Annotated in this window: 17 protein-coding genes; 8 read left to right on the top strand and 9 right to left on the bottom strand. The window is 75.6% G+C overall.

Annotation, left to right across the window (positions count from 1 at the left end; genetic code table 11):
- Positions 1–4: 4 nt before the first annotated feature.
- Both ACWIZO_RS25305 and ACWIZO_RS25300 read right to left on the bottom strand, forming a co-directional pair.
- Positions 5–1,723: a dihydroxy-acid dehydratase gene (locus ACWIZO_RS25305; RefSeq protein ID WP_448640332.1), complete on the bottom strand. Its 1,719-nt coding sequence runs from the start codon at positions 1,721–1,723 to the stop codon at positions 5–7.
- Positions 1,711–1,878, bottom strand: coding sequence for a hypothetical protein (locus ACWIZO_RS25300; protein ID WP_448643017.1), 168 nt, complete (start codon positions 1,876–1,878; stop codon positions 1,711–1,713). The genes ACWIZO_RS25305 and ACWIZO_RS25300 overlap by 13 nt, the downstream gene beginning before the upstream one ends.
- Between ACWIZO_RS25300 and ACWIZO_RS25295 the strand changes: the two genes are divergently transcribed.
- Entirely contained in the window at positions 1,823–2,260 is a 438-nt protein-coding gene (locus tag ACWIZO_RS25295; RefSeq protein WP_448643005.1) for an alcohol dehydrogenase catalytic domain-containing protein, read from the top strand. The genes ACWIZO_RS25300 and ACWIZO_RS25295 overlap by 56 nt on opposite strands.
- Positions 2,188–4,623, top strand: coding sequence for a glycoside hydrolase family 3 C-terminal domain-containing protein (locus ACWIZO_RS25290; RefSeq protein WP_448640331.1), 2,436 nt, complete (start codon positions 2,188–2,190; stop codon positions 4,621–4,623). The genes ACWIZO_RS25295 and ACWIZO_RS25290 overlap by 73 nt, the downstream gene beginning before the upstream one ends.
- A 143-nt stretch (positions 4,624–4,766) precedes the next feature.
- Here ACWIZO_RS25290 and ACWIZO_RS25285 read toward each other — a convergent pair whose 3' ends face one another.
- From ACWIZO_RS25285 to ACWIZO_RS25265, 5 genes are all read right to left on the bottom strand, one after another.
- Entirely contained in the window at positions 4,767–6,461 is a 1,695-nt protein-coding gene (locus ACWIZO_RS25285) for an MDR family MFS transporter (RefSeq protein ID WP_448640330.1), read from the bottom strand.
- 82 nt (positions 6,462–6,543) lie between these two features.
- The gene (locus tag ACWIZO_RS25280) at positions 6,544–7,146 is read right to left on the bottom strand and encodes an acyl-CoA-like ligand-binding transcription factor (RefSeq protein ID WP_448640329.1); all 603 of its coding nucleotides are present in this window, start codon (positions 7,144–7,146) and stop codon (positions 6,544–6,546) included.
- A 193-nt stretch (positions 7,147–7,339) separates the two neighbouring features.
- A complete protein-coding gene (locus ACWIZO_RS25275) occupies positions 7,340–7,909 on the bottom strand; it encodes a hypothetical protein (protein ID WP_448640328.1) in 570 nt (189 codons plus the stop codon).
- Between the two features lie 31 nt (positions 7,910–7,940).
- Positions 7,941–8,774, bottom strand: a complete 834-nt coding sequence (locus ACWIZO_RS25270; protein ID WP_448640327.1) for an IclR family transcriptional regulator domain-containing protein — start codon at positions 8,772–8,774, stop codon at positions 7,941–7,943.
- A 9-nt stretch (positions 8,775–8,783) separates the two neighbouring features.
- Entirely contained in the window at positions 8,784–10,277 is a 1,494-nt protein-coding gene (locus ACWIZO_RS25265; protein ID WP_448640326.1) for an amidohydrolase family protein, read from the bottom strand.
- A gap of 198 nt (positions 10,278–10,475) precedes the next feature.
- Between ACWIZO_RS25265 and ACWIZO_RS25260 the strand changes: the two genes are divergently transcribed.
- From ACWIZO_RS25260 to ACWIZO_RS25240, 5 genes are read left to right on the top strand one after another with little or no spacing between them, the layout of a single operon-like run.
- Positions 10,476–11,666, top strand: coding sequence for a CaiB/BaiF CoA transferase family protein (locus ACWIZO_RS25260; protein ID WP_448640325.1), 1,191 nt, complete (start codon positions 10,476–10,478; stop codon positions 11,664–11,666).
- The gene (locus ACWIZO_RS25255) at positions 11,663–12,493 is read left to right on the top strand and encodes a citryl-CoA lyase (protein ID WP_448640324.1); all 831 of its coding nucleotides are present in this window, start codon (positions 11,663–11,665) and stop codon (positions 12,491–12,493) included. Before ACWIZO_RS25260 ends, ACWIZO_RS25255 begins: the two co-directional genes overlap by 4 nt.
- The gene (locus tag ACWIZO_RS25250) at positions 12,486–13,364 is read left to right on the top strand and encodes a DODA-type extradiol aromatic ring-opening family dioxygenase (RefSeq protein WP_448640323.1); all 879 of its coding nucleotides are present in this window, start codon (positions 12,486–12,488) and stop codon (positions 13,362–13,364) included. The genes ACWIZO_RS25255 and ACWIZO_RS25250 overlap by 8 nt, the downstream gene beginning before the upstream one ends.
- A complete protein-coding gene (locus ACWIZO_RS25245; protein WP_448640322.1) occupies positions 13,361–13,720 on the top strand; it encodes a hypothetical protein in 360 nt (119 codons plus the stop codon). Before ACWIZO_RS25250 ends, ACWIZO_RS25245 begins: the two co-directional genes overlap by 4 nt.
- Before the next feature lies 1 nt (position 13,721).
- Complete coding sequence (locus tag ACWIZO_RS25240) at positions 13,722–14,693, top strand: zinc-binding dehydrogenase (RefSeq protein ID WP_448640321.1); 972 nt, start codon at positions 13,722–13,724, stop codon at positions 14,691–14,693.
- Here ACWIZO_RS25240 and ACWIZO_RS25235 read toward each other — a convergent pair.
- The gene (locus tag ACWIZO_RS25235; protein ID WP_448640320.1) at positions 14,690–15,286 is read right to left on the bottom strand and encodes a helix-turn-helix domain-containing protein; all 597 of its coding nucleotides are present in this window, start codon (positions 15,284–15,286) and stop codon (positions 14,690–14,692) included. The two genes, ACWIZO_RS25240 and ACWIZO_RS25235, sit on opposite strands and share 4 nt — an antisense overlap.
- Positions 15,287–15,354: 68 nt before the next feature.
- On the opposite strand from ACWIZO_RS25235, the gene ACWIZO_RS25230 reads away from it, so the two are divergent.
- Positions 15,355–16,965, top strand: a complete 1,611-nt coding sequence (locus ACWIZO_RS25230) for a methyltransferase domain-containing protein (protein ID WP_448640319.1) — start codon at positions 15,355–15,357, stop codon at positions 16,963–16,965.
- On the opposite strand, the gene ACWIZO_RS25225 is transcribed toward ACWIZO_RS25230, so the two are convergent.
- The gene (locus ACWIZO_RS25225; RefSeq protein WP_448640318.1) at positions 16,932–17,720 is read right to left on the bottom strand and encodes an esterase/lipase family protein; all 789 of its coding nucleotides are present in this window, start codon (positions 17,718–17,720) and stop codon (positions 16,932–16,934) included. The two genes, ACWIZO_RS25230 and ACWIZO_RS25225, sit on opposite strands and share 34 nt — an antisense overlap.
- Between the last annotated feature and the right edge of the window lie 198 nt (positions 17,721–17,918).

Here is a 17,918-nt window from a genome sequence, read left to right as displayed (position 1 = left end):
GAGCTCAGTGGGACTCGCGGCTGACCGCCGACCCGCTCGAGCCGACGAGGAAGTCGAGGTCCGCGCCGGTGTCGGCCTGCAGCACGTGGTCGACGTAGAGCCGCTCCCAGCCACGCCGGGGGGCGGCGAAGCCGGCGACGGTCGCCTCGCTCGGCGGGCGGGCGGCCAGCTCGTCGTCCGGGACCTCGACGTCGATCCGCCGGGCGGCGACGTCGAGCGTGATGACGTCGCCGGTGCGCACCCGGGCCAGCGGGCCGCCGGCGGCCGCCTCCGGCGCCACGTGCAGGACGACGGTGCCGTACGCGGTGCCGCTCATCCTCCCGTCGCAGACCCGCACCATGTCGCGCACGCCCCGCTCGAGCAGCTTCCTCGGCAGCGGCATGTTGGAGACCTCGGGCATGCCGGGGTAGCCCTTCGGGCCGCAGCCGCGCAGGACGAGCACGGAGTCGGCGTCGACGTCGAGGTCGGGGTCGTCGACGCGGGCGCGGAAGTCCTCGATGGAGTCGAAGACCACCGCTCGGCCGCGGTGCCGCATCAGGTGCGGTGAGGCCGCGGCCGGCTTGACCACCGCGCCGTCGGGGGCGAGGTTGCCGCGCAGCACGGCGATGCCGCCGTGCTCGACCAGCGGCTCCCCGCGCGGCCGGATGACCTCCGGGTCCCAGACCGCGGCGTCGTCGAGGGCGTCGACCAGCGGCGCGCCGGTGACGGTGAGCGCGGTCGGGTCGAGCAGGTCGCGGACCTGGCCCAGCACGGCGAGCAGGCCGCCGGCGCGGTGGAGGTCCTCCATGAGGAACCGCCCCGCCGGGAGCAGGTCGACGAGCACCGGCACGCCCGACCCGATGCGGTCGAAGTCGTCGAGCGTGAGGTCGATCCCCAGCCGCCCGGCGACGGCCAGCAGGTGGACGACGGCGTTCGTCGACCCGCCGACGGCGGCCAGCGCCACGATGGCGTTGGCGAAGGACGCCTTCGTGAGGAACGTCGAGGGCCGGCGGTCGGCGGCGACCATCTCCACGGCCAGCCGGCCGGTGCCGTGCGCGGCCTCCAGCAGCCGGCTGTCCGCGGCCGGGGTGCCGGCGACCCCGGGGACGACGGTGCCCAGCGCCTCGGCGACGACCGCCATGGTCGAGGCGGTGCCCATCGTGTTGCAGTGCCCGCGGCTGCGGATCATCGCCGACTCCGAGCGGGCGAACTCCTCCGCGGACAGGGTGCCGGCGCGGACCTCCTCCGACAGCCGGAAGACGTCGGTGCCGCACCCCAGGGGCACCCCGCGGAAGGTGCCGGTCAGCATGGGGCCGCCGGGGACGACGACGGCGGGCAGGTCGACCGAGGCGGCGGCCATGAGCAGTGACGGGATCGTCTTGTCGCACCCGCCGAGCAGCACCAGCCCGTCGACCGGGTTGGCCCGGAAGGCCTCCTCCATCTGCATCGCGGCCAGGTTGCGCCAGAGCATCGCCGTGGGCCGGACCTGTGTCTCGCCCAGGCCGAACACCGGCAGCTCCAGCGGGGTGCCGCCGGCGGCGTGGACGCCGTCGCGCACCGCGGCCGCGACCTCGGAGAGGTGGCGGTTGCACGGCACGAGGTCGGAGGCGGTGTTCGCGATCGCGATCTGCGGGCGGCCGAACGCGTCGTCCGGGAGGCCGCGGCGCATCCACGCCCGGTGGATGTAGGCGTTGCGGACGTCTCCGGAGTACCAGGCCGCGCTGCGCAGGGTCACGCCCGCCATCCTGGCGCTGTGTCGAGGACGATGCGCGCGGTCGTGCTCTCCGGGCCGGGGCGGTGTGCGGTGGAGGAGGTGCCCGCCCCGACCGCCGTCCCGGGCGAGGTGGTCGTCGACGTCGAGCGGGTCGGCGTCTGCAGCACCGACGTCGAGCTGTTCACCGGCGCGCTCTCCCACCTGCGGACCGGGCACTCCGCGTACCCGCTGCGGCCCGGTCATGAGTGGTGCGGCCGGGTCACCCGGCGCTGGCCCTGGACCTGGTGGAGCCCGGCGGCTGCGTCGTCCGCTCCGGCATCGCCGGCACGCCGAGCACCGTCGACACCCGGACGCTGCTGCTCGCGGACGTCACCGCGGTCGGGGTCCTCTCGGCGTCCCCGGGTCCGGCACCCACGATCGCCGCCTACCGGACCGGCGCCGTCGACCCCCGGCCGCTGGTCGCCGCCACCGTCGGTCTCGCCCAGGTCGGCACCGTGCTCGCCGGGAAGCCCGGAGAGCAGCGGAGGCGGACCCGAGATCCACGTCGACCCGCGGCTCGGCGTCTGAGCGGAGGTCGGTGCGCCGGCGGCGGGGTCACCGAGCCGGCCCGCTCCGGCGGGGTGGTGCACCCGCGGCTCGCTCGTGGTGCGCTCGTGCCCACACCGGCGCCGACGACCCCAGGAGCTCGCGTGACCACCGACCCGACCCTCGACGGGCTGACCCTCGAGCAGAAGGCGACCCTGCTGTCCGGCCAGGACTTCTGGTCCACCCCGCCGGTCGAGGAGGCCGGCCTGCCGTCGGTGGTGCTCACCGACGGGCCGCACGGGGTGCGCCGCCAGGAGGGCGACTTCGGCGGCCTGGGCATCACCCGCAACGTCCCGGCGACCTGCTTCCCCCCGGCGGTCGCCGTGGGCAACAGCTGGGACCCCACGGTGGCCGAGCGGATCGGGGCGGCGATCGGCCGCGAGGCCCACGCCCTGGGCGTGCACGTCGTCCTCGGGCCGGGCGTGAACATCAAGCGCTCGCCGCTGGGCGGGCGGAACTTCGAGTACTACTCCGAGGACCCGCTGCTGTCCGGCGTCCTGGGCGCCGCGCACGTCCGCGGCCAGCAGGCGCAGGGCGCCGGCGCCTCGGTCAAGCACTTCGCGGCCAACAACCAGGAGACCGAGCGCATGCGCGTCAGCGCCGAGGTCGACGAGCGGACGCTGCGCGAGGTCTACCTGCCGGCCTTCGAGCGGGTGGTCACCGAGGCGGCGCCGGCCACGGTCATGTGCGCCTACAACAAGGTCAACGGCGTCTACGCCAGCCAGAACCGCTGGCTGCTCACCGAGGTGCTGCGGGAGCAGTGGGGGTTCGAGGGCGTCGTCGTCTCCGACTGGGGCGCCGTCGACGACCGGGTCGCCGCCCTGGCCGCCGGCCTGGACCTGCAGATGCCCGGCGACTCCGGCGCCGGCAACCGCCGGGTGGTGCAGGCGGTGCGTGCCGGGGAGCTCGACGAGGCGTTCGTCGACGCGAGCGCCGCCCGGGTGGCTGCGCTCGCCCGCTACGCCGGCGAACCCGCCGACGGGTTCGACGCCGCCGGCCACCACGCCCTGGCCCGGGAGCTGGCCGCCGAGTGCGCGGTGCTGCTGCGCAACGAGCGCGGCACCCTGCCGCTGGCGCCGGGCACCCGGGTCGCCGTCGTCGGCGAGTTCGCCCGCACGCCGCGCTTCCAGGGCGGCGGCAGCTCCAACGTCCACGCCACCCGGGTCGAGGCGGCCCTGGACGCGGTCCGCGCGCTGGCCGACGGCGACGTCCCCTTCGCCGCCGGCTCCACCCTCGACGGCTCCGGCGACGCCGCGGCGCTGCGGGCCGAGGCGGTCGCGCTGGCCCGCGACGCGGAGGTCGCGGTCGTCTTCGTCGGCCTGGGGGACGCCGAGGAGTCCGAGGGCTTCGACCGGACGACGATCGACCTCCCCGCCGCGCAGGTCGACCTGGTCCGCGCCGTGGCCGCCGCGGCGCCGCGGACGGTCGTCGTCCTCTCCCACGGCGGGGTCGTCTCGCTGGAGGGCTGGCACGACGACGTCGACGCGGTCCTGGACGGCGCGCTGCTCGGCCAGGCCGGCGGCGGCGCGCTGGCCGACCTGCTCTACGGCCTGGCCAACCCGTCGGGCCGCCTGGCCGAGACGGTGCCGCTGCGGCTGGAGGACTCCCCGAGCTCCCTGTCCTTCCCCGGCGAGCAGGGCCGGGTCGTCTACGGCGAGGGTGTGCTGGTCGGCTACCGCGGGCTGGTCACCCAGCGCCGCCCGGTGCGGTACCCGTTCGGGCACGGGCTCTCCTACACCAGCTTCGCCACGTCGGACCTGCGCGTCGAGGTCACCGGCCGCGACACGGCCACCGTCTCGGTCACGGTGGCCAACACCGGCGACCGGGCCGGGCGGCACGTCGTCCAGGTGTACGTGTCGACGACGGCCGGCCCGGTGCGCCGCCCGCTGCGGGAGCTGCGCGCGTTCACCAAGGTGGCGCTCGGGCCCAGGGAGAGCCGTCAGGTCACGCTGGAGCTGGACCGGCGGGCGTTCGCCTACTGGGACGTCGTCGAGTCCGGCTGGGTGGTGGCGCCCGGTGACTACGCGGTGCAGGTCTGCGCCGACGCCGGGACCGTCCTCGTCGAGCAGCGGGTGCCGCTCGCCGGCGACGACCTGGTCCGGGTGCTGACGCTCGACTCGTCGGTCGCCGAGTGGTTCGCCCACCCGGCCGCCGGGCCGGCACTGGTCGAGGCGCTGACCGCCGCCCTGCCCGCCGACGCCGCCTCGCCCGGGGACCAGGAGGTGATGCTGCGGATGATCGGCTCGATGCCGATGCGCCGCTTCGCCGCCGACTTCGGGTCCGCGCTGCCGGCCGACCTGCTCGAGCGCCTGGTCGCCGAGACGGCCGCCGCCCGCGCCGGGTGACGGGGCGTCCGACCTCGGTCCTGTGCACGTGTGGCGCCTCCCGCGCGGGGAGGCCACGGGTGCGCACCGCTCCCTCCGGGACCCCGGGACGCCGGTGGCCCAGGACCGCGCGCGTCCTGGGCCACCGGGGTGCGGCGATCGGGTCAGACGCGCAGCGCGTCGTCGTCCCGGTCGCCGTCTCGGTCGTCGCGCCCGTCGGCCGGCGTGGGCTCGGGCGCGGGGACGGCGGCGTGCGTGCCGGACGAGGGCGGCGCGGCGAGCGCCTCCTCGGACTCCACCGCCTCGCCGCGGGCGACCATGCCGGCGACGTCGGACAGCGGGAGCTCGCGGAGCACGAGCGCCAGCACCAGCGCGACGGCGAGGAAGGGCAGCAGGTAGCCGAACACCGGCGCCAGGGCGTCGGCGTAGGCGTCGACGATCGCCGTCCGCAGCGGCTCCCCGGCGGCGTCGACGGCCGCGGGCACCAGCGTGTCCGGTGAGGTGATGCCCGCCCCGACCGCCTGCTCGGCGTTGGCCGACAGGGCGCCGGTGAGGTTGTCGGCCAGCCGGCTGGTGAACAGCGTCCCGAAGACGGCGACGCCGAGGGTGGCGCCGACCTCGCGGAAGTAGTTGTTGGTCGCCGTCGCCGAGCCGATGTCGTGCGCCGACACCGCGTTCTGCGCGGCGAGGACGACGTTCTGCATGACCAGCCCGAGCCCGGCGCCGAGGCAGAAGAACATGCCGCCGACCACCCACAGTGAGGTGCCGCCCGACAGCGTCGTCATCCAGGTCATGGTGGCGGCGATGACGAGCACGCCGGCCACCACGAAGGCCTTGTAGCGGCCGGTGCGCGCGATCGACGAGGCCGAGCCCTGGATGGTGACGATGATCCCGGCGACCATCGGCGTCATCAGCAGGCCGGAGTTGGCGGCCGACAGCCCGGAGGCCATCTGCAGGAACGTCGGCATGAAGGCGATCGCGGAGAACATGCCCAGGCCCACGGCCGCGCCGAGCGCGGTGGTGACGACGAAGGTGCGGTTGCGGAACAGGCCCATCGGGATGATCGGCTGCTCGGCGCGCAGCTCGACGGCGACGAAGGCGGCCGCCGCGACGGCGAAGAGTGCCACCAGGGCCAGGGTGGCCGGGTCGGTCCAGCCGTCGCGGCCGCCGAAGTCGGTGAACAGCACCAGCGACGTCGTCGCCACCGACAGGACGGCGATGCCGGCGAGGTCGAGCCGCCCGGCGTTGCGCCGGCGCGGCAGCGTGAGCGCGGACCAGCCGATGACGAACGCGGCCAGGCCGACCGGGATGTTGATCCAGAAGCACCACTGCCAGCCCAGCGACGCGTGGTCGGTGAAGAACCCGCCGACCAGCGGCCCGGCGACCGCCGAGAGGCCGAAGAGCGCACCGATCGGGCCCATGTACCGGGCCCGCTCCGTGGCCGGGACGACGTCGGCGATGATCGCCTGGGAGAGGATCATCAGCCCGCCACCGCCGAGGCCCTGCACCCCGCGCCAGACGACGAACCAGGTGAAGTCCGGCGCCGTCGCGGCGCCCAGGCTGGCGACCGTGAACAGGCCGATGGCGACCAGGAAGAGCGTGCGGCGGCCCCAGATGTCGCCGAACTTGCCGTAGACCGGCATGACCAGCGTGGTGGCCAGCAGGTAGGCCGTCGTCGTCCACGCCATGTGCGAGACGCCGCCGAGGTCGCCGACGATGGTCGGCATCGCCGTCGACACGATCGTCTGGTCCAGGCTCGACATGAGCATGCCGGCGAGCAGGGCGCCGAAGATGACGTTGACCCGCCGCCGGGTGAGGACGATCGGCGGGACGGAGCGGTCGGGAGGCGGGGCGTGCACGGGGTCTCCAGGGGTCGTTCAGCGGTGGTGCCGCGGGCGCGCGGCACCGGGGGAGCGGACGGCGCCGGCCGCTCGGGGGGGATCAGGTGCGCGGGGCGGGCAGCCCGGCGGCGAGTGCGTCCCAGGTCTCGTCGACGAGGCGGGGGAGCGGCACGGTGAAGTCGCCGGCCAGCCACCGGTGCAGTGCGGTGCGCATCGCGGCGCCGGCGACGGCGGCCAGCAGGGTCGGGTAGACGTCGGCGTCGACGTGCGTGCCGGTACGGGCGGCGACGGCCTCGGCGAGCGCCCGCTCCGACCGCCCGAAGGTCGCGTGCAGCCGGGCGACGAGCACCGGGTGCGCCTCGATGACCCGCAGCCGCAGCGGCCACAGCCCCTCGGGCTCGGCGGCCATCGCGGCGGCCTCCTCGAGCTGGACGGCGCGCAGGGCGGCCAGGGGCGACTCGTCGGCGGGACGTGCGGCCAGCCCCTGGGCGACCCGGTCGGCCGTGGCCGGGTCGAGCCCGAGGACGGCGTCGTCCTTGGACGGGAAGTAGTTGAAGAAGGTGCGGGGGGAGATCTCGGCCCGCGCGGCGACGTCGTCGACGGAAACGCCGTCGAGGCCCCGTTCGGCCACGAGCTGCAGTGCGGCCTGGTGGATCGCCAGCCGGGTGGCGAGCTTCTTGCGCTCGCGCAGGCCGGTGGTCACCGGATCATGGTGACTCCTTCTTGCAGTCTGTGCAAGGTTGCAAGGTCTGCACGGCGCGTCGCGGTCCCTGGCAGCGGTGCGTCCTCCCGCACCGGAGCAGGTCCTCCCGCTCCGCAGCGCGTCCTCCCTCACCGTCCACCGTGAGGGAGGACGCGCGATGATCAGGTCACCTGATCATCGCCGCCCCCACTCCTCAGTCGTGGGTGCGTTGCTCCTCGATCGCCCGGAGCACCGTCGTGCGGCCCTTCCCGAGCTCGCGCTCGGCCTGCTCGGCGCGGTCGAGCTGCGAGTCGCCGTGCATCTTCTCGACCCGCGCGCGGGCCTCGGTGGCCTTCACGTCGACCAGCTCGGCGGCCTTGCGGGCCTCCTTGGCCGCGTCGGTGTTGGCCACGTGCTGCTCGTCGGAGCCGCGCTTGCGGGTGTCGGTGGCCCGCTTCTCCTCGTCGGAGAGCAGCTCCCACGCCGCGTCGGGCAGGTAGCGCTTGGTCCCGTCGGCACCGCGGGCGCGGTCGTCGCCCTCGGCGGTGCGCCAGTCCTGGTCGGTCCACTCCTGCAGGTGCTGCTGGCTCGCGGTGCGCTCGCCCTCGTGCCGGTAGCCGCCGCCCTGCGCCTCGTACTCGTGGGTGAGCAGCTGGCTCTTGCGCGCGCTCCACTGGCCGGGCCGCCCGCCCCTGTCCCCGGCCTTGATCTCCTCCTTGAGCCGCTCACGCAGCTCGGGGTCCGTGTAGTCCCTGGCGTAGTCCTCCGCCGACTTCCCGCTCATGACGGCCGTGGATACCCGGTCCGGCCGCGCCTCACCCGGCCGTGCGCGAGACGGCGGGGTGCGACCGGCCGACCTCGACGTGCGGCCGCGACTGCCACCGCGTCCAGTCGGCGCTGATCTCCCCGGCGGTGCGCAGCAGGAGGGGGAGGTGCTCCTCGAGCAGCCGCTCCCGGGAGGTCTCCGCGGCGTGCACGGTGACGTTCGCGGCCGCCCGGACCGCACCCGTCCCGTCCCGCACCGGGACGGCGACCGAGCGGACGCCCGGTGCCAGCTCCTCGTCGGCCAGCGCCCAGCCGCGGGCGCGGACCTCGGTCAGCTCGTCGCGCAGCTGCTCGGGCATGCGCCCGATGAAGGGCGGCAGTCCCGAGCGGCTGGGCTCGGCGAGGGTGGCGGCGAGCTCGTCGGCCGCCAGCGCGGCGAGCAGCACCTTGCCCTGGGACGTCTGCGCCGCGGGGAAGCGGGTGCCGATCTCGACGCGCAGCGCGATGAGCTTGGGCACCGACACGCGGGCGACGTAGACGATGTCGGAGCCGTCGAGCTGGGCCATCGACGAGGACTCCCCGGTGCGGGCGACCAGCCCCTCCAGGTGCGGCCGGGCGACGTCCCACAGGCCCAGCGCCCCGACGTAGGCCATGCCCAGGGAGAGCACCCGCGGGGTCAGCGAGAACACCCCGCCGGCCGAGCGGACGTAGCCGAGCTCCTCGAGGGTGAGCAGCAGCCGTCGCGCGGTCGGCCGGGCCAGGCCGGCGGCCGCGGCGACCTCGCTCAGGGTCATGCCCGGGCGGTCGGCGCCGAAGCAGGTCAGGACGTCGAGGCCGCGGGCCAGCGCCTCGACGAAGTCCGGTCCCTCACCGCGTCCGGCCACGACCGCTCCTCAGCGTTCCCCGGCCAGGTGGCGCTCGAAGGCCTCCTCACGGGCGGCGTGCGTGGACTGCGAGCGGTAGTCGGTGTACTGGTACGGGTTGTCCAGGACCTCCGTGGACGGCAGCTCCGGGTCCATCCCCGACCCCCAGACCTCCTCGCCCATGTCGGCGCGCAGGTGCTCGACCGTGGCCTCCACCTCGCGCCGGACCGCGGCGAGGTCGACGCCGACCAGCCGGTGGTCGGACTTCACGACCCGCCCGTCGACGAGCACGGTGTGCACGTCGCCGCGCTGGGCCTGCAAGGCGATGTGGCCGTAGGGGTTGAGCAGCGGGAAGGACACCGGCGAGGCGTCGTTCTTGACGAGCACGACGTCGGCCTTGGCGCCCGGCACGAGGCGGCCGAGGTCGTCGCGGCCCAGCGCCGTCGCCCCGCCGCGGGTGGCCCACGCGACGACGTGCTGGGCGCGCAGCGCCAGCTGGGTGACCGTCTCGCCCTTGAGGTGGGCCTCGAAGTGCTCGCGCGAGCGGTCGGCGCCCAGCGTCGTGCGCATCGCGGAGAACAGGTCGCCGCTCCACCACACGCTGGTGTCCATCGACAGCGACACCGGGATCCCGTGGGCGCGCACCTGCCAGGTGGGCGGGTAGCCCTGCCCGGCGCTCTGCTCGGACTCCGTCGACACCGAGATCGACCCGCCGGTGGCGGCGATGCGGTGGTAGCTGTCCGGCGAGAGGGAGGCGGCGTGCACGTAGACGGTCTCCGGCGTGGCGAAGCCGTGCTCGTGCATGAGCCGGATGCCGTCGTCGTTGGTCGCGCCCCAGACGCCGGCGTGGGTGGTCACCGGCAGGCCGAGCTCGCGGGCCACCTCGAAGGCCGCCTTCTCAGGGAATGCCGGGTCGCCGGTGACGTCGAAGGCGAGATGGAGGTCGAGCAGGTCGCCGGCGCCGGTGCGGCGGCGCTCGAGGAAGGCCTGCACGTCCCGGTCGGCGGTCCACTCCCACGGCGCGGCCTGGATGTTGCCGTAGGCGAGCACGTACCGGCCGGGCACCGACTGCAGCGCGTCGACGGCGGCCTCGGCGTGGTCAACCGTCTGCAGCCCGTGCGACCAGTCGACGACGGTGGTGACCCCGGAGTCCAGCGCCTCGACGGCGGCCAGCCGGTTGCCCGCGGCGACGTCCTCGGGGCGGAAGCGGCGGCCGTGCTCGAGGTAGTACCAGACGAAGTACTGGGTCAGCGTCCAGTCGGCGCCGTAGCCGCGCATGGCCGTCTGCCACATGTGCCGGTGGGTGTCGATCATCCCCGGCATCACGATGCCGTCGGTGGCGTCGACCTCCTGTGTGCCCTCGGGCACCTCGAGCGACGTCCCCACGGCCGCGACCCGGTCGCCGACGACGAGCACGTCGGCCCCGGGCAGGACGGTGCCGGCGTCGTCCATGGTCAGCACCGTCCCGCCGCGCAGGACGACGGGGCGCCCGGCCTGCGGGGCCGGGGGCGCGGGCTCGGTCATGGGCTCTCCTCGGACGTCGGCAACACTGCCGGACGGTTGTCCGCAGAACGGACACCGCCGCGGACGGCGTCACCCTGCTCCTGACCTGCGACACCTGTCAAGCCGCCCGCGGGGCAGTTGACAGCGCAGGACGACCGTGCCGAGGATCGGCCCCGATGGCGGACGGGTGTCCGCGTCGACCCGACGCGAGGAGCGACGATGACGTCAGGACCGGCCGGAGCCGGTGCACCGCCGCCCCGGGGACCGCTGGCGGGCCTGCTCGTCGCCGACTTCTCGCGGATCCTGGCCGGCCCCTACGCCACGATGCTGCTGGCCGACCTCGGCGCCGAGGTGGTCAAGGTCGAGGGCCCCGGCGGCGACGACACCCGCACGTGGCAGCCCCCCGTCCGGGACGGCGTCTCCACCTACTACCTGGGCGTCAACCGCAACAAGCGGTCGGTCGCCCTGGACCTGAAGGACGACGCCGACCTGGCCGCCGCGCGGGAGCTGGCCCGCCGCGCCGACGTGCTGGTGGAGAACTTCAAGCCCGGCGGGCTGGCCCGCTTCGGCCTGGACCACGCGAGCGTGGCGGCCACCAACCCGGGCGTCGTCTACGCCTCGATCAGCGGCTTCGGCAGCGGCCCCGGTGGGCGGTCGCTGCCCGGCTACGACCTCATCGTGCAGGCCATCTCCGGGCTGATGAGCCTCACCGGCGACCCGGGCGGCGACCCGTACCGCGCCGGCGTGGCCGTCTTCGACGTGATGGCCGGCCTGCACGCCACCATCGGCGTCCTGTCGGCGCTCCACCTGCGGCACGAGACCGGCCGCGGGCAGCACGTCGAGGTCAACCTGCTCTCCAGCGCCCTGTCGGGCATGGTGAACCAGACGTCGGCGTACGTGGCCGGCGACGTCGTCCCGTTCCGGATGGGCAACAGCCACCCCAGCCTGTTCCCCTACGAGCCGCTGCCCTGCGCCGACGGCGACCTGATCGTGACCGCGGGCAACGACGGCCAGTTCGGCAAGCTGTGCGAGGTGCTCGGCGTCCCGGAGCTGGCGCAGGACCCGCGGTTCCTGCGCAACGAGGACCGCACGGCCAACCGCGCGGAGCTGCGCCCGCTGCTGGTCGAGCGGCTGCGCACCCGCTCCACGATGGACTGGTTCCGGGAGATCATCGCCGCGGGCGTCCCCTGCGGGCCGATCAACACCGTCGACCAGGGCGTGGCCTTCGCCGAGGAGGTCGGCCTCGACCCCGTCGTCACCGCGGGGGAGGACGGTGCGGGGATCCCCTCGATCCGCAACCCGATCCGCTTCTCCGACACCGCGGCCGACTACCGGCTCCCGCCGCCGGCGCTCGACGAGCACGGCGCGGAGATCCGCCGCTGGCTGGCCGAGGGCAGGGAGATGCCGTGACCGACTACCCCACGGCGCTCGGCGCCTCGAGCCGGGAGTCGATCACCCTGCTCGGCACCGACCTCGCCCGCGACGTCATGGGCAGCGTCGGCTTCGGCGAGCTGGCGTTCTGGCTGGCCACCCAGCGCCGGCCGACACCGGGGGAGACCCGCGTGTTCGAGGCGGTGCTGGCCGCGCTGGCCGACCACGGCTTCACCCCGACCGCGATCGTCACCCGGCTGACGTGGCTCTCCGCGCCGGACTCGGTGCAGGGTGCGCTGGCCGCCGGCCTGCTGGGCGGCGGCTCGCGGTTCCTCGGCGTCACCGAGGACTGCGGCCGGTTCCTGCACGACGTCCTCGCCTCCGCCGACGCCCTCCCCGCTGACGACGCCGGCTGGGACACCCTCGCCCTGGAGACGGTCACCGCGCAGCGCGCCGCAGGCCGGTTCGTGCCGGGGCTGGGCCACCACGTGCACAAGGACGGCGACCCGCGCACCCCGCGGCTGTTCCAGATCGCCGCCGAGGAGGGGCTCACCGGCCCGCACCTGGCGCTGTTCGCCGCGATCGGCCGCGTGCACCCGCAGGTGCTCGGGAGGACGCTGCCGCTCAACGGCGCCGGCGTGTGCGGGGCGGCGCTGGCCGACCTCGGGCTGCCGCTGCAGCTGCTGCGCGGGTTCGCGCTGCTGGCCCGCACCGCCGGGCTGATCGGCCAGCTCGCCGAGGAGATCCGCCATCCCCTGGCCAACGACGTCTTCCTGTCGGTGGACCTGGACAACCGGTCCGTCGCCCCCGACCCGTACGTGCCCGACCCCCTGCCCTCGACCGACGACGGAGGCACCCATGGCTGAGCTGGCCGCGGTCATCGCGTCCACCCACCACCCGTTCTACTACCGGGCGAGCACGTCGACGGGCGCCGACCGGCCGCCGTTCGCCGACGAGTGGGTGGCCAAGATCGAGCGGTTCCGGGAGACGCTCACCCGCGCCGAGCCCGACGTGCTGGTGATGGTCGGCAGCGACCACTTCCACCAGCTGTGGCTGGACAACATGCCGCAGTTCCTCGTCGGCAAGGCGCCCTTCTTCGACGCCAACTTCTACAACGAGGAGCGCGAGTTCGGCCTGCCGCGGATGACCCTGCGCGGCGAGGAGGACCTGGCCGCGCACCTGCTGCGCGACGGCCTGGACCGCGACTTCGACCTGGCGTTCAGCAACGAGCTGCGGATCGACCACAGCATCACGTGCCCGATCATCACGCTGCGCCCGCAGGCCGACCTGCCGATCGTGCCGGTCTACACCAACATCTTCGCCCCGCCGCTGCCCCAGCCCCGGCGGTTCGTGGCGCTCGGGAAGGCCATCCGGGAGATGGTCGAGTCCTGGGAGTCCGACAAGCGGGTGGCCGTCATCGGCACCGGCCACCTGTCGCTGGAGCTGGGCGGCCCGCGGCAGTTCGGGGAGCACGGGCCCGACCCGGAGTTCGACCGCAGGGCCGTGGAGTGGATCGCCTCCGGCGACGTCGAGGGCTGCCTGGCCGAGGTGTCGCTGGACTCCCTGCACGCCCCGGGCAACGCCACCCACGGGTTCATGGACTTCATGCTGATGATGGGCGTCGCCGGGGAGGGCGCGAAGGCAGACCACGTGGACACCCTCGACCTGTTCCACACGATGGAGGCCTACTTCACCTGGTACCCGAACGGCGTCCCCGGAGAGGTGGTCGCGGCGTGAGCAGGTACCTGCTGGACAAGTTCCTCTACACCGTCGACCGCGACCCCGAGCTCGTCGAGCGCTACCGCGAGGACCCCGCCGGCACGGTGCAGTGGTGGGAGGCCGAGATGGCCAACCGCGTCCTCAACTGCACCCCGGCCGAGCGGAGCACCTGGCTGGAGTTCACCGAGGACGAGCGGCGGGCGCTGCGCGAGCACGACCACGTGACGCTGTTCCAGATGGGCGCCCACCCGTTCCTCACGCTCACGCTGTTCATCGCGCTGTTCGAGCGCGACCACGGGCCGCTGGAGTACCAGAGGGCCTACGGGAAGGCGATGGAGCACATCTCGCTGCCGTACCCCGACATCAGCACCTGACGTGCGCGCCGCCGTCGTCCGCCGGCCCGGCACGGTCCCCGAGCACGCCGAGCACCCCGACCCGGAGGCAGGGCCCGGCCGCAGCCTGGTCCGGGTGACCGCCGCGCCGGTCGTGCCGCTGGACCTGCTCTGCGCCTCGGGCACCTCCTATCTCGGGACGCCGGCCGTGCCCTACGTCCCGGGCGTGCAGGGGGTCGGCGTCGTGGAGGACTCGGTCGTCCACCCGGCCGGGACGCGGGTGTGGTTCGCGACGTCGGCCGGGATGGTCCCCGGCGACGGCGCCCTCGCGCAGCGCTGCGCCGCCGCCGACGACGACCTGGTGCCGCTGTCCGCCGACCTGCCCGACGCCGCGGTCGCCGCCCTCGGCCTGTCCGCCGTGGCCGCCTGGGCGTGCCTGACCTGGCGCGCGCGGCTGCGGCCGGGCGAGTGCGTCCTCGTCCTCGGCGGCGGGGGCGCCGTCGGGCAGGCCGCCATCGGCGCGGCGCACGTCCTCGGCGCCTCGCGGGTCGTGGCGCTGGGCCGCTCGGAGGCGGCGCGGGCGCGGGCCCGGGCCGCCGGCGCCGACGTCGTCGTCGCGGCCGACGGCGACGCCGACGTGCTCACCGCCCGGCTGCGCGAGGCGACCGGCGGCTCGGTGGACGTCGTCGTCGACCCGGTCTTCGGGACGGCGGCGACCGCAGCCGCGCGGGTGCTCGCCGACGGCGGCCGGCTGGTCAACCTCGGGAGCGCCTCCGGCGACGAGGCGACGTTCTCCTCCGCCGTCCTGCGCAGCCGCTCCGCGGAGGTGCTCGGCTACACCAACAACGCGCTCCCGCCCGACCGGCGCCGCGCGGCCCTCGACGCCGTCCTCGGGTCGGCCGCCGCCGGGTGGATCGGCGTCGCCCACCGGACGCTGCCCCTGACCGAGGTGGCCGACGCGTGGCGGCAGCAGGCGTCGGGGGAGGCCGGCGTCCGGCTGGTCCTCGTCCCCTAACGCGCGCTGGGGGCGGCGCGGACGTGCATCCGCTCGCCCTGCGGGCCGTAGAGGGCCAGCAGCTCGGCCGGCCGGTCGTCGGGGTTGCCCATCCAGTGCGGCACGTGCGTGTCGAACTCGGCGACCTCGCCCGCGGTGAGGACGACGTCGGTGTCCCCGAGCAGCAGCCGCAGCCGCCCGGATAGCACGTAGAGCCACTCGTAGCCCTCGTGCGACTTCAGCTCCCTCGGCTCCCTGCCCCAGCGCGGCGGCAGCACCTGCTTGTAGGCCTGCAGCCCGCCGGGGCGCCGGGTGAGCGGGATGAACGTCGCGCCGTGCCGGGTGATCGGCCGCAGCCGGACCCGCGGGTCGCCGGTCTCGGGGGCGTCGACCAGCTCGTCGAGCGGGACCTGGTGCGCGCGGGCCAGCGGCAGCAGGAGCTCGAGGGTGGGCCGGCGCTGCCCCGACTCCAGCCGCGACAGCGTCGAGACCGAGATGCCGGTGTCCTCGGCGAGCTGGGTCAGCGTCGCCCCGCGGCGGCGGCGCAGCTCCCGCAGCCGGGGGCCGACCGCGGTCAGGACGTCGTCGAGATCGGGGGCGTCGTCGCGGGCCATGCCGACCAGTTTGCCGTTCCAGCAACGGAGATTGTCAAGACGGCACGGTTGGGTGGACCGTCTCCGGCATGGACGAGACGATGCACGAGACGTACGACGTGGTGGTCGTCGGCGGGGGAGCGGCCGGCCTGTCCGGGGCGCTGACCCTGGCCCGGGCGCGGCGGTCGGTGGCGGTGGTGGACGACGGGACGCCGCGCAACGCACCGGCGCACGCCATGCACAACTACCTGGGCCGCGACGGCACCCCACCGGCCGAGCTGCTCGCCGCCGGACGCGCCGAGGTCGCCGGCTACGGCGGCGTGCTGGTCGAGGACCGGGTGACCGGTGTCGGCGGCGGGGCTGGCGCCTTCACCGTGGCGCTGGCCGGCGGCCGGGTGCTCGGCGCGCGCCGGCTGCTCGTGGCCACCGGGCTCACCGACGAGCTGCCCGACGTGCCGGGCGTGCGGGAGCTGTGGGGTACCGACGTCCTGCACTGCCCGTACTGCCACGGCTGGGAGGTGCGCGACCGGCCGATCGGGGTGCTGGCCACCGGGCCGGCGGCCGTGCACGCCGCGCTGCTGTGGCGGCAGTGGACCGCCGACGTCGTGCTCTTCCTGCACGGCACGACGCTGCCCGGTGAGGAGGCCGAGCAGCTGGCCGCCCGGGGGATCCGGACGGTCCCCGGCGAGGTGGCCGCGCTCGACACCGACGGCGGGCGGCTCTCCGGCGTCCGGCTGGCGAGCGGCGAGGTCGTGCCCCGGGCAGCGGTCGTCGTCCCGCCGCGGATGGCGGCCCGCTCGACCGTGCTGGCCGGGCTGGGCCTGGCGGCGACCGAGTTCGCGATGGGCGAGCGCGTGCTCGGCACCCGCGTCGAGGCCGGGCCGATGGGCGTCACCGAGGTGCCCGGCGTCTGGGTGGCGGGGAACGTCACCGACCTCGCCGCCCAGGTGGTGGCGGCCGCGGCCGACGGCGTGCGGGCCGGCGCGGCGATCAACGCCGACCTGGTCGCCGAGGAGACGCGGCAGGCGGTCGAGGTGGTCCGCGCGCTGACCGACCCGGAGTTCGGCGAGGCCTGGTGGGAGGAGCGCTACCGAGCGCACGGGCACGGCGTCTGGAGCGGCCGGGTCAACGACGTGCTGGCCACCGAGGTCGCCGACCTGCCGCCGGGCCGTGCCCTGGACGCCGGCGCCGGCGAGGGCGGCGACGCCGTCTGGCTGGCCCGGCGCGGCTGGGACGTCACCGCGCTCGACGTCTCCCGCACGGCGCTGGACCGGGCCGCCGCGGCGGCCGCGGCGGCCGGCGTGCCGCTGCGGACCCGGCAGGCCGACGTCACCGCCTGGGAGCCGGGCGAGGAGCGCTTCGACCTGGTGACGGCGTCGTTCCTGCACTTCCTGCCCGACCGCCGCGACGAGGTGCTGCGGACGCTGGCCGCGGCGGTCGCGCCCGGCGGCACGCTGCTGGTCACCGCGCACGACGGCAGCGACCTGCACGCCGCCGTGCAGCGGCCCGGCCTGCCCGAGTGGTACGCCACCGGCGAGCAGATGGCCGCCGCCCTGGACCCCGCCGACTGGGCGGTCGAGGTGGCCGAGACCCGGCCCCGGCGGGCGCGCGGACACGAGCACGGGTCGGTGCACGTGGCCGACGCCGTCCTGCGGGCCCGGCGCCGTCAGCCGGTCGCGTCGCCGTCCTCGCGCGGGTAGAGGAACCGCAGCCGGGCCGGCGGCCGGAACGGCTGCCAGCCCTCGCGGGTCTGGGCCAGCCGGTCGGCCGCCAACCAGAGCACCGCCGGGTCGTGGCCCATGCCGAGGTGGCTGGCGTGCACGCCGACGTTCTCCGCGCGCGGACCCGGCACCTGCCGGCAGGCCCGCCAGTCGACGACGCCGTCCCACCGCGACCAGACGGCGGTGCTCGGCACCGGGAGGGGCCCGGCGAGGTCGCCGCGCCCCCGTGGCACGGCGTGCAGGTGCCGGTAGCTATCGTAGGCGCGGGCCCCGGGCGTGCCGTCGGCGGGGCGGCCGGCGAGCGCGAACGGGGAGCCCAGGCTGATCACCTGGCGGACCAGCCGCGGCACCCGCAGCGCCAGCCGGCGGGCGTAGATGCCGCCGAGGCTCTGCCCGATGACGCTCACCGGACCGGAGTGCTGCTCGGCCAGCCGCTCGAGCAGCCGCGGCAGCTCGTCGGTGATCTCCTTCGTCGGGCCGCGGTTGCGCCCGAGCTCCCAGCCGACGACCGGGTAGCCCAGGCCGCGCAGCCAGCGGCGGAGGGTGAGCGTGGAGACGTCGGAGGCGAGCAGCCCCGGCAGCACCAGCACCCCGTGCGGCTCACCGCGCGGGGCGCCGCGCAGCAGCGGCCAGCCCAGCGCGAGCGCGCCCGCGCTGGCGGCGGCCCGCACCGGCTCGGTGGCGGCGAGCAGGGCGGCCCGGCGGCCGGGCGGGCGTCCGGTGGACGGGGTCACGAGGTCTCCTCCGAGGCGGGGCGGTGCACCGGACGCCCCTACCCGCCCGGACGCCCGCGGACGCCGTCCATGACGCGACACACGCCCCCGGATCCGGCGCCTCGCCCCCGCGGCCCGCAACACAGCACTGGGCAGCGCGACCAGCGTCGGGACGCGGTGGTGCAGAGCTCGAGCGCCACTGTCGGACGGCCGGCCCGG

This window comes from Geodermatophilus sp. URMC 63, assembly GCF_053502565.1.
Note: the sequence above shows the minus strand (reverse complement) of the source record. Positions and strands in the feature narration are given on the sequence as shown.

Bases quoted from the DNA above. Each gene is read 5' to 3' on its own strand.
- ACWIZO_RS25305 (WP_448640332.1), bottom strand. From the start codon at position 1,723: ATGGCGGGCGTGACCCTGCGCAGCGCGGCCTGGTACTCCGGAGACGTC.
- ACWIZO_RS25275 (WP_448640328.1), bottom strand. From the start codon at position 7,909: ATGAGCGGGAAGTCGGCGGAGGACTACGCCAGGGACTACACGGACCCC.
- ACWIZO_RS25265 (WP_448640326.1), bottom strand. From the start codon at position 10,277: ATGACCGAGCCCGCGCCCCCGGCCCCGCAGGCCGGGCGCCCCGTCGTC.
- ACWIZO_RS25260 (WP_448640325.1), top strand. From the start codon at position 10,476: ATGACGTCAGGACCGGCCGGAGCCGGTGCACCGCCGCCCCGGGGACCG.
- ACWIZO_RS25250 (WP_448640323.1), top strand. From the start codon at position 12,486: ATGGCTGAGCTGGCCGCGGTCATCGCGTCCACCCACCACCCGTTCTAC.
- ACWIZO_RS25235 (WP_448640320.1), bottom strand. From the start codon at position 15,286: ATGGCCCGCGACGACGCCCCCGATCTCGACGACGTCCTGACCGCGGTC.
- ACWIZO_RS25230 (WP_448640319.1), top strand. From the start codon at position 15,355: ATGGACGAGACGATGCACGAGACGTACGACGTGGTGGTCGTCGGCGGG.